Origin of the sequence: Microbacterium stercoris (assembly GCF_017592545.1) — a bacterium.
GTDB classification, from domain to species: domain Bacteria; phylum Actinomycetota; class Actinomycetes; order Actinomycetales; family Microbacteriaceae; genus Microbacterium; species Microbacterium stercoris.
The window spans coordinates 145,637-156,556 of record NZ_JAGFOA010000001.1 but is presented as its reverse complement, the minus strand read 5'-3'; the positions used below and the strand labels follow the sequence as shown (position 1 = coordinate 156,556).

The 10,920-nt window shown below is 67.4% G+C and carries 8 protein-coding genes; 3 read left to right on the top strand and 5 right to left on the bottom strand.

From position 1 onward, the window contains the following. The first annotated feature begins 117 nt into the window (after window positions 1-117). The gene (locus J5V96_RS00735) at window positions 118-984 is read left to right on the top strand and encodes an ABC transporter permease (RefSeq protein WP_208499426.1); all 867 of its coding nucleotides are present in this window, start codon (window positions 118-120) and stop codon (window positions 982-984) included. Next, window positions 968-1,714, top strand: coding sequence for an ABC transporter ATP-binding protein (locus J5V96_RS00730; protein WP_208499424.1), 747 nt, complete (start codon window positions 968-970; stop codon window positions 1,712-1,714). Before J5V96_RS00735 ends, J5V96_RS00730 begins: the two co-directional genes overlap by 17 nt. A 62-nt stretch (window positions 1,715-1,776) precedes the next feature. Here the strand turns inward: J5V96_RS00730 and glf are convergent, their stop codons facing one another. After that, window positions 1,777-2,919, bottom strand: a complete 1,143-nt coding sequence (gene glf / locus J5V96_RS00725) for a UDP-galactopyranose mutase (RefSeq protein ID WP_208499422.1) — start codon at window positions 2,917-2,919, stop codon at window positions 1,777-1,779. An 85-nt stretch (window positions 2,920-3,004) separates the two neighbouring features. Between glf and J5V96_RS00720 the strand changes: the two genes are divergently transcribed. Continuing rightward, window positions 3,005-4,306, top strand: coding sequence for a UDP-glucose dehydrogenase family protein (locus J5V96_RS00720; RefSeq protein ID WP_208499420.1), 1,302 nt, complete (start codon window positions 3,005-3,007; stop codon window positions 4,304-4,306). Between the two features lie 15 nt (window positions 4,307-4,321). Here the strand turns inward: J5V96_RS00720 and J5V96_RS00715 are convergent, their stop codons facing one another. The 4 genes from J5V96_RS00715 to J5V96_RS00700 all read right to left on the bottom strand — a co-directional run bounded on the left by J5V96_RS00715 (window position 4,322) and on the right by J5V96_RS00700 (window position 10,914). Continuing rightward, window positions 4,322-6,400, bottom strand: a complete 2,079-nt coding sequence (locus tag J5V96_RS00715; protein WP_208499418.1) for a cell wall-binding repeat-containing protein — start codon at window positions 6,398-6,400, stop codon at window positions 4,322-4,324. A gap of 174 nt (window positions 6,401-6,574) precedes the next feature. After that, window positions 6,575-7,870 (bottom strand): nucleotide sugar dehydrogenase, encoded by a 1,296-nt coding sequence (locus J5V96_RS00710; protein ID WP_208499416.1) that lies wholly within the window; start codon window positions 7,868-7,870, stop codon window positions 6,575-6,577. 266 nt (window positions 7,871-8,136) lie between these two features. Continuing rightward, window positions 8,137-9,906, bottom strand: coding sequence for a type 2 periplasmic-binding domain-containing protein (locus J5V96_RS00705; RefSeq protein WP_208499413.1), 1,770 nt, complete (start codon window positions 9,904-9,906; stop codon window positions 8,137-8,139). A gap of 51 nt (window positions 9,907-9,957) precedes the next feature. After that, window positions 9,958-10,914: a carbohydrate ABC transporter permease gene (locus J5V96_RS00700; protein WP_208499411.1), complete on the bottom strand. Its 957-nt coding sequence runs from the start codon at window positions 10,912-10,914 to the stop codon at window positions 9,958-9,960. Window positions 10,915-10,920 lie beyond the last annotated feature (6 nt).

Genomic DNA, 10,920 nt, shown 5'->3' with positions numbered 1-10,920 from the left:
TGGTCGCGGAACCCGGCGAGCCTACCAGCGCGTCCTTGCAGGCTTCCCCGGGGAGGGTTGCGCCTAAGATGGATCAGCCCCGTCGGGGGTCACCCGAATCAGCCCCCGAGGAGGGCAATGTCACGCGTGTCGTCCGAGCTCACGCCGCTCGTCGAACCCGGAAGAAGCGCCGGTCTGGTGGACGTCTTCCGCCGCCGCCACCTGCTGTCGCTGATCGTGCGCAAGGAGGTGCAGATCCGCTACCGCGGCTCGGTGCTCGGATGGGCCTGGTCCTACGCGAAGCCGCTTGTGCAGTTCGCGGTGTTCTTCTTCGCCATCGGCGTCTTCCTCGGCATGAACGACCGGGTCGAGTACTTCCCGATCTATCTGCTGTCGGGCATCACGATCGTGACGTTCTTCAACGAAGCCTTCTCGAATGCCACCCGATCGCTCGTGGACAACACCCCGCTGATCAAGAAGATCTTCCTGCCGCGAGAGGTGTTCCCGGTCTCGACCATGCTCGTCGCGGCCGTCAACTCGGTGCCGCAGATCATCGTGGTCGTCGTCATCTCGCTGTTCTTCGGCTGGGATCCGACGGCCATGCAGATCGGCGGGATCGTGCTGGGCGTGATCATCATCGCGACGCTGGCGACGGGGCTCGGGCTGCTGTTCAGCGCCGTGAACGTCTCCTTCCGCGACGCCCAGAGCTTCGTCGAGATCATCGTGATGTTCGCGGTCTGGGCCTCGCCGGTCATGTACCAGTGGCAGATGGTCGCGCAGTCGGTTCCGGACTGGCTCTTCGCGCTCTACTGTGCGAACCCGCTGACCACCGCCGTCGAGCTGTTCCACTACGGCATCTGGCATCCCCTCGACGCCCCTGGCGCGGAGGCCCTGCCCCACCTGTGGATGTACTCGCTCATCGCCCTGGGCATCGCGATCGTGGCGCTTGTGCTCGGGCAGTTCGTCTTCCGTCGACTGGAGGGTCGTTTTGCACAAGACCTCTGACCCCGCATACGCCACCGCGAGCATCGTCGTACGCGACCTCCACAAGGACTTCAAGCTGCGGCACACGCACTCCATCAAGGAGACCGTCGTCGCAGCCGTGCGCCGCAAGCCGCTGACCACCGACTTCCACGCGCTGGACGGGATCTCGTTCACGGTGAACCCCGGGGAGGCCGTCGCGCTGCTCGGTTTCAACGGCTCGGGAAAGTCGACGACCCTGAAGATGATCTCGGGCGTGCTGCGTCCCGATTCGGGAAAGGTGCTCACGCGCGGCCGCATCGCCGGCCTCATCGAAGTGGGCGCCGGTTTCCATCCGGATCTGTCGGGCCGCGAGAACATCTTTCTGAACGCCGCGATCCTCGGCATGAGCCGCAAGGAGACCGAGGCGCGTTTCGACGAGATCGTCGCGTTCAGCGAGATCGAGCAGTTCATCGACACCGAGGTCAAGCACTACTCGTCGGGCATGTTCCTGCGCCTCGCGTTCTCGGTGGCGATCCACACCGAGGTGGACATCCTGCTGATCGACGAGATCCTCTCGGTCGGCGATGAGCCGTTCCAGGCCAAGTGCCTCGCCCGGATCCGCGAGCTGCACAAGGCGGGAAAGACCCTCGTCGTCGTCAGCCACGACCTCGACATGGTCTCGGGGCTCTGCGAACGCGGCATCCTGCTCCAGGGCGGCAAGGTGGCGTTCGACGGCGACAGCAAGGAAGCGGTCGCGCGTATGCGCGTCTGACGCCTCCTGACACGCGGAAGGCCCGGCACAGTGTGCCGGGCCGTCCGCGTGTCAGCGGAGCGTCACTCCCCGCCGAGCTCGTTACGCCACATCGACAGAGCGGATCCGATCGCCATGTGCATGTCGAGGTACTGGTAGGTGCCGAGGCGTCCGCCGAAGTGCACGTCCTTCTCGCCCTTCTGCAGCTCGCGGTACGCGAGCAGTCCGGAGCGGTCGTCCGTCGAGTTGACCGGGTAGTACGGCTCGTCGTCGCGCGTGGCGAATCGCGAGTACTCGCGCATGATGACCGTCTTGTCGGTCGGGTACGTGTCCTTGCGCTCGGGGTGGAAGTGCTTGAACTCGTGGATGCGCGTGTACGGCACGTCGGCATCCGGGTAGTTCATCACCGAGGTGCCCTGGAAGTCTCCGACCTCGAGCACCTCCTCCTCGAAGTCCAGCGTGCGCCACGACAGCTCGCCCTCGGCGTAGTCGAAGTAGCGGTCGACGGGCCCCGTGTAGACGATCGGAACCTGACCGACGAGCGCCTTCTTGTTCAGCGGCTGCGACTCGTCGAAGAAGTCGACGTTCAGCTGGACATCGATGTTGGGATGATCCGCCATCCGCTCGATCCAGGCGGTGTAGCCGTCGGTCGGCAGCCCCTCCCACGTGTCGTTGAAGTAGCGGTTGTCGTAGTTGTAGCGCACGGGCAGACGGCTGATGATGTCGGCCGAGAGCTTCTCCGGCTCGGTCTGCCACTGCTTCGCGGTGTAGTGCGCGAAGAACGCATCGAACAGCGGGCGACCCACGAGGGCGACGCCCTTCTCGACGAAGTTCCGGGCCGTGGCGACGTCGTACTCCCCCGCCTGCTCCTTGATGAGCGCACGCGCGGCATCCGGGGTCAGCGCCTTGCCGAAGAACTGGTTGATCGTGTGCAGGTTGACCGGCAGCGCGAACACCTGGTCGTTGTGGGTGGAGTACACGCGGTGCACGTAGTTCGTGAACGTGGTGAAGCGGTTGACGTACTCCCACACCGTGGCGTTCGAGGTGTGGAACAGGTGCGCCCCGTAGCGATGCACCTCGATGCCGGTCTCGGCCTCGTTCTCGCTGTACGCGTTGCCGCCGATGTGATGACGGCGGTCGATGACAGTGACCTTGCGACCCGCGTTCGCGGCCCGCTCGGCGATGGTGAGGCCGAAGAAACCCGAGCCGACGACAAGTAGATCCATGCCTCGATCCTATCCGCGGCCCCCGCCCCCTCCTCGGACACCTCCCCGTTGCCCTCGGTTCACACGGGCTTGTCACGATGCGCACGTGAAGCTCAGCGTCTTCGGCTGCGGTTACCTCGGAGCGGTGCATGCGGCCGCGATGGCCTCGCTGGGCCACGACGTCGTGGGCATCGACCCGGTGGCCGACAAGATCGCCATGCTGTCGGCAGGCCGCACGCCGTTCTTCGAGCCGGGCCTGCCGGAGATCCTGACGGCGAGCCTGGCGACGGGCCGGCTGCGCTTCTCGACCGATCCGGCGGAGGCGGCGGACGCCGACGTGCATTTCATCGGCGTCGGCACGCCCCAGCGTCGGGATGGCGCGGGCGCCGACCTGACCTACGTCGACCAGGCCGTCGCCGACCTCCTGCCCCACCTGAAGCCCGGCGCGCTCGTGGTCGGCAAGTCGACGGTGCCCGTCGGCACCGCCGCGCGCCTGGCCGAGCCCATTGCACGGGCCGGCGGCCGTCTCGCGTGGAACCCCGAGTTCCTTCGCGAGGGATACGCAGTGAAGGACACGATCGAACCGGATCGCCTCGTCTACGGGGTCGCGGACGCGTCGCGCGAGCAGGACGCGGCGATCCTCGATGAGGTCTACGCCTCGGCGATCGCCGCGCGCACCCCGCGCATCGCGACCGATTACGCCACGGCCGAGCTCGTCAAGGTGGCGGCGAACTCCTTCCTCGCGACCAAGATCAGCTTCATCAATGCGATGGCCGAGATCGCGGAGGTCGTCGGGGCCGACGTCACCCAGCTCGCCGACGCCCTCGGTCACGATTCCCGCATCGGGCGCCGGTTCCTCAACGCCGGTGTGGGCTTCGGCGGCGGGTGCCTTCCGAAGGACATCCGGGCGTTCGCAGCGCGCGCGGAGGAGCTCGGACGAGGCGAATCCGTCGCCTTCCTCAAGCAGGTCGATGAGATCAACCTGCGTCGACGCCAGCGGATGGTCGACCTGGTCGTCGATTCACTCGGCGGGCGGCCGCACGGCCGCCGCGTCGCCGTGCTGGGCCTCGCCTTCAAGCCGTACAGCGACGATGTGCGCGACTCCCCGGCACTCGACATCGCCGTGCGCCTGCACGGGCTCGGCGCGGTGGTGGTCTCCCACGACCCCGAGGCGATCCCCAACTCCAGGCTGCTGCATCCTCAGCTCGCGTACGCCACGTCCGCGGAGGACGCGCTCGAGGGCGCCGAGGTGGTTGTGCTGGTCACGGAATGGAACGCCTACCGTGAGCTGGACCCCGTCGAGACAGCCGCGCGGGTGGCACGCCCCGTCATCCTCGATGGCCGGAACGTGCTCGATCCCGTCGCGTGGCGCGCGGCCGGCTGGAACTACACGGGCATGGGTCGCTGACCCGCACCCCGGCGGTCAGCGGCAGACGGTGTGGTTGATCACACCGGTGCCGAGCAGGGTCGGCCCGCCGATGAGGGTCTGCAGGGAGGAGCCCCAGCGTGCGAGCTGATCGGACGCCTTCGACGCGATGCAGTTCGAGCGCACCACGAGGAGGGGCCGCTTGAGCTTGCCGGCCAGCGCCGCCCCCGACAGTGCGTCGGCGAAATCGGCTCCCGTGGCGAAGAACACCCACGGCGCCGTCGAGTACGCCGCCCCGTTGATGGCCGCAGAGGTCTCGTAGCGGTCCGCCCCGGCGAGACGCGTGACGGTCGCCTGCTTCGCGATCTGCGTCTGGATCCCGGAGGAGACCGACGCCGTGCCTCCGGCGATGCGCACCTGGCGCACCTTCAGGGAGGAGACGAGGCTGACCGTGGCGGCGTCCACGGTGGTCTGCTTCCCGTTCACGAGAATCACCGGCGCCCCCACCGAGCCGGCCACGGCCGAGGCGCTGAGCGCGTCGGGGAAGTCGGTGCCGGTCGCCACATAGGCGATCGACGATCCGCCCGGGAACGCCTTCTGATTGACCACCCGCGAAGTCGCGTAGCGATCCGATCCGGCGTCTCGGCGGATGTTCGGCTGGATCTTCGCGAGCGCGCTGTAGACCGACGCGGACACCGCTCCGGTGCCGCCCACCACCACGATCGCCTTGGGCTTCAACCGGAGGAGCTCGTCGCTGACCACCTTCGGCAGCTGTGTCGGCTGGGTCAGGAGCAGCGGTCCGCCCAGCTTCGCCGCTGCCGGAGCCGCGCTCAGCGCATCTGCGTAGTCGCTGCCGCTGGCGATGTAGGCGACAGAGGGTCCGGCCGCATACTGCCTGCTCACCTGCACAGAGGTCGCGTAGCGGTCGGCGCCGTAGATCCGGCCCGTCGAGAACTGGTGGGTCGACCCGAACCAGGTCGAGAAGTAGTTGTAGAAGTTGCGATTGCCGTACGACGAGCACTTGTCGCCGGTGCCGAATCCCGCGGCCAGTGCCGCGGCGTTCGGCTGGTAGGGCGTGTAGTAGTACAGGCCCGCCGTGGCGGTGTTCTTGACGTACACACCGGACGACCCGCACGAGGCGTTCGGGTGGTAGCCGATCGAGCGGGTGCCGCCGGGCGCGTACCAGGTGAAGTACGAGCTCTTGCCGTAGATCTTCATCTGACGCGCGGCGCCGTAGACCTGGTTGAAGAAGCCGTAGTAGAGCTTGTCGCACGCGGCGGTGTCGGGACAGCCCATGCCCATCGCGATGGTGAAGCGGAAGTCGCTGGGCCACACGTGCGTGACCAGCCCCTGCTCCTTCTGGAGCATCACGAGCAGCACCTGCGGGTTGGTGTTGCAGGCCTGCGCGACCTTGTAGATGATGCGGGCCGCATCCTCGTTCGTGCCACCCGTGTACTGGCTGCAGTAGGCGTCGGCAGCGCGCGTGGGCGTGTTCTGGCGGTACATCTCGAGGCAGGTGTAGCCCGCTTGGCACTTCGCGACCTTGCCGTCGATGAAGGAGCGGATCGCCGCTTCGCTCATCGATGCCTTGTTGGTGAACACGTGATCGCTCACGATGTCGCCAGCCGAGAAGCCGACGACAGGGGCGGCCTGGACGATGGAGGCCTCGGGGCGCACGAGTGAAAGGCGAGCCCCGGAGGCGCCGTCAGTGGATCCCGATGCACCGCCGGCGGGGACGGGGGTGTTGCCCGGGTCGGCCAGGTCGAGCGTCTCGTCGCCCGCGCGGTCCTTCTCGGCGAGGGTGTGCTCTCCCGCCTCGTGACCGTCGCGCTGCATCGGCACCTTGGCGACCGGGAGCGGGGCGTCCGTGCTCGCGGCGGTGGGCTGCGGCTGGGGAACCTCCGCTTCGGGGGCCGGCTTCTCGGGCGCCGGCGACGCGGGCGCCGGCGACGCCGGACCGGTCGTCGGCTCCGCGGACGGGGTCGGAACGGCGTCTGTCGTCGCGGTCGGCGCCGGCGTCGGCTCGGTCGCGGCGGCAAGTGCGGGGGCCGGCAGCAGGCCGGTCAGGAGCGCGACCGATGCCACGGCAACCAGAAGGCCGCGCGAAGAGCGGCGTCCGAGGGGGGAAAGACGCATGTCACCAGTGTGACAGATGTGATTGGTGTGTAAACCCCCGCTCCCAGCCCACGGCACCCGAAAGCGCATCCCCGCCGTCGGTGCAGATGTCCGCGCTTCGATACAGTCCTCGCACCGTGCGCATGAAGAAGGGCCCCGAGCTTCTGCTCGGGGCCCTTCCTCATGCCGTTCCGGTCAGGAGGCGGTGCCGACGACGATGCGGGGCGTGCCGGCCCACACGGCCGCGTCGGTGGCGTTGCGGCCGTCGACGAGCAGCTTGATGCCCGGCAGGTCCGCGGCGGTGATGGTCTTGTAGTCGGCGTGGTCGGTCTGCACGATCGCCACATCCACCGGCTCACCCAGCGTGTACGGCTCGAACCCGAGACCGCGCAGCTCCTCATCGGAGTAGATGGTGTCGTGCACGTGCACCTCGGCGCCGCGGGCCTTGAGGGCGTCGACGGTGGGGAACACGCCGCTGAAGGCGGTCTCCTTCACGCCGCCGCGGTACGCAGCGCCCAGCACGACGGCCTTCTGGCCGGTCAGGTCGCCCAGGATGCCCTCGGCCTGGGCCACCAGACGCTCCGGCATGGAGGCGTTCAGCTGACGCGCCACCCGCACGATGTCGGCATCCGGGTCGGTCGACAGGTACAGGCGCGGATAGACGGGGATGCAGTGACCGCCGACGGCGATGCCGGGACGGTGGATGTGACTGTAGGGCTGCGAGTTGCACGCCTCGATGACCTTGTACACATCGATGCCGTGCGAAGCGGCGAACAGACCGAACTGGTTCGCCAGGCCGATGTTCACATCGCGGTACGTGGTCTCGGCGAGCTTGGCCATCTCCGACGCCTCCGTCGACCCCAGATCCCACACGCCGTTCGCGCGGGGCAGGTCGGTGCGCTCATCGAACTGCAGCACCGCCTCGTAGAACTCTCGCGCACGACGGTTGCCCTCCTCCGACAGACCGCCGATCAGCTTGGGGTACTTGCGCAGATCCTCGAACACCCGACCCGTCAGCACCCGCTCAGGCGAGTACACGACGTGGAAGTCGACGCCCTCGACAAGGCCCGACCCCTCCTCCAGCATCGGCTTCCACCGCGTACGGGTCGTCCCCACCGGCAGCGTCGTCTCGTACGACACCAGCGTGCCCGGGGTCAGGTTCGCCGCCAGCGACTTCGTCGCGGCGTCCATGTACCGGAAGTCCGGCTCCCAGGTCTCGTCGTTCACGAACACCGGGGCCACCAGCACCACCGCATCGGCACCGGGGATCGCCTCGGCATAGTCGGTGGTGGCCTTCAGCTTGCCCGCCGGGATCAGCTCCGCCAGCTTCTCCTGCAGGTGCGCCTCACCCGGGAACGGCTCGATGCCGGCGTTGATCGTGTCGACCGCCTTCTGATTGACGTCGACACCGATCACATCGTGACCGGAAGAGGCGAACTGGACGGCGAGGGGAAGGCCGATCTTTCCAAGGGCCACGACAGCGATACGCATGGGATCGAGTCTACGGGCGGGGGGGGGGGGGCCCCCCGGGGGGGGGGGGGGGGGGCGGGGGGGGGGGGGGCGGGGGGGGGCGCGCGCGGGGGGGGGGGGCCCCCCCCCCCGCCCCCCCCCCCCCCCCCCCCCCCGGCCCCCCCCCCCCCCCCCCCCCCCCCGCAGGGCTTGGCGCTCGCTCGACGAACGGCGGGGGGCACGCGAAAGGCGGGGCCGGGGCTTGCGCCCCGACCCCGCCTGCACTCAACGAAGAGCGGCTGGGAGGATCAGCCGAACTCCTTTGCGACCGCCTTGCGGGCCTCGTCCTGATCCTTGGCCTTGCCGAGGTCGAACTCGTAGACCTTGTCGTAGCCGAGGCCCGCGGCGGTGTCCTGCAGCTGCTTCAGCAGCTTGTCGAACTCGGCCTCGTCCTTGGCGAAGGACATCTTCCACGAGAACTCGACGATCTTCGCCTTGACCTGGTTGCGCAGCGTCTCGATCTCCGAGGAGTCGGGCGGCGAGGTGTAGCCACCACCGGCGCCCACGGTGATCTGGTTGTTTTTCTTGAGGAAGTCCATGGTCGAGGTCGCGCCGCCCATGTGCTCCGACCAGTCCTTCGAGAAGGCGGTCTGCTGCGACTCCTGGAACGACGGCCAGAAGGTGTAGTTGTACGGGAAGCCCGTGTTGGGGTCGATGTCGGCGGGCAGCACGACAGGGACGTTCAGCGCCGAGACGCCGTCGCGGTAGGTGCCGCCGCCCCACTCGGCCGGAACCTCGTTCTCGCCCGACAGCAGCGCCTCGTAGCCGAACTCGGTCAGCTCGGGCTCGCCGTCGGCGTTGATCTCCCAGTTGAGGCCCTCGGGGCCGGCCGACGCACCCGTCTGGGCGCCGTTCGCGTAGGCGCCCTCGGGCGAGTACAGCCAGTCGATGAACGCGGCGACGCGCTCCGGGTCTTCGGCCTTAGAGCCGATGGCGAGGATCTGCTTGCCGCCGTAGACCTCGGCGCCGTACGAGAAGATCTTCTGGTCCTTCATGTTGACCATGCCGAAGCCCTTGCCCTCGGCGACGTGCTCCGGGGTGTTGTACGCAGCGGCACCCAGCCACGGCCAGAACGAGTAGAGCACCTGGCCGTTCTGGTACTTGGTGAACATGGTGTCGTAGTTCTGTGTGGTCGACTCGGGGTCGACGAGGCCCATCTCGCTGGCCTGCTGGAAGAACCGCAGCGAGCGCACGTAGGCCGAGTCGTCGTCGAGGATGCTCTGGAAGTCGGATCCGTCGGCCTGCGCGAGCACAAAGCCCATCTCGTCGTAGCCGTAGTAGGTCGCCGGCTGCTTCGCGTTGTTCATGAAGTTGCCGTCCCAGTCCTTGAACAGAGACAGGGCGTAGGCGGGCTGGCCGTTGTCGCCCGTGGGGTGGGCGTCCTGCATCTGCTTCAGGATCGGCAGGAGGTCTTCGAGCGTGCCGACCTCGGGGTAGCCGAGCTCGGCGTAGTAGTCCCACCGCACATAGGGGCCGAAGGTGGGCTCGAGGCCCTCGGACGGCTCGGTCGGCTTGATGCCCGAGACCGAAGTCGGGAAGGCGTAGACGCCGTCCTTGCCCTCGTTGAGCTTCTCGACCGCCGCGTCGAACTCGGAGGCCGACTCCATGACCGGGTAGTACTTCGAGGCGTCCTGCACGAGACCGCCCTCGATCAGCTCGTCGAGCTTCTCGCCCTTGTCGGTGATGATGAGGTCACCCAGCTCACCCGCGGCGACGCGCGTGTTGTAGAGGGTGTCACCGCCTCCGGCGACGTTCGGAGCGATGATGTTCAGCTCCATGTTGAACTTGTCCTTGACGATCTTGCCGAACCATCCGGACTGGATGCCCATGTAGTTCGCGAGGCCGTCGAAGACGTCGATGGTGATCGGCTCCTCCCACTCCTTCGGGAAGGGCTTGGCGTCGGCGCTCTCGCCGGAGCCTTCGGGCTTGGCATCGCCGGTGATCAGCGAGCATCCCGCGAGGGACATCGCGGCCAGGGAGCCGACCAGGGCTCCGGCGGCCAGTCTTGTGAGCTTCATTGCTGCGTTCTTGCCTTTCGGGTGTGGGGGGACTGCGGGATCCGGGACGGCTCAGCCCTTGACGGCGCCGAGCATGATGCCCTTGACGAAGAACCGCTGGAACAGCGGGTAGATGAAGATGATCGGCAGCACGACGATGACCGAGATCGTCATCCGGATGGATGTCGCCGTCTGTTTGGTCGCCTCGGCCGCGATCTGGCCGAGATTGCCGCCGGCGTTCTGCGCGGCTTGCGCCAGGGATGACGCTTGATTGATGAACATGTACAGCTGGTACTGCAGCGTGTACAGGCTCTGATCCGTGATGTAGATCAGGGTGTCCTGGAACATGTTCCACTGCGCCACGGCCGAGAAGATGGCGATGGTCGCGAGGATCGGCGTCATGTTCGCGAGGTACACGCGGAAGAAGATCTGCAGGATGTTCGCGCCGTCCATCTCGGCGGCCTCCTGCAGCGAGCGCGGCATCGACTCGACGTACGTCTTGACCAGGATGATGTTGAACGGCTGCACGATGAACGGCAGCACGTAGACCCAGAAGTTGTTGGTCAGACCCAGCGCCTTCATGATGATGAACACCGGGATGAGGCCCGCGCTGAAGTACATCGTGACGACCGTCGCGCGGTACCAGAAGGAGCGCCCCCACATCCGCTCCTGGGTGAACATAAAGCCCAGGAACGCGGATGCGAGCACGGTGCCGGCGGTGCCGAGCACGGTGCGGGCGATCGTCACGAGCGTGGCGTTCGTGAGGCCCTTGAGCTGGAACACCTCGCTGTAGTTCTCGAGGTGGAAGCCCACGGGGAACAGGCGCACGTCGCCGAGGGCGGAGACGTCGTTCGCGCTGACCGAGTTGATGATCAGGTAATAGAAGGGGTACGCGCACAGCAGCGCGAGCACGGCGAAGACGGTCCAGTTGAAGATGTGGAACGCCCAGTCGGCGGCGCTCTGCTTCTCGCGGCGCGGGCGCTGCGGCGCCTTCGGGGAGACGAGCGTGCGGGTCTCGGTGACGGTCATGATCCG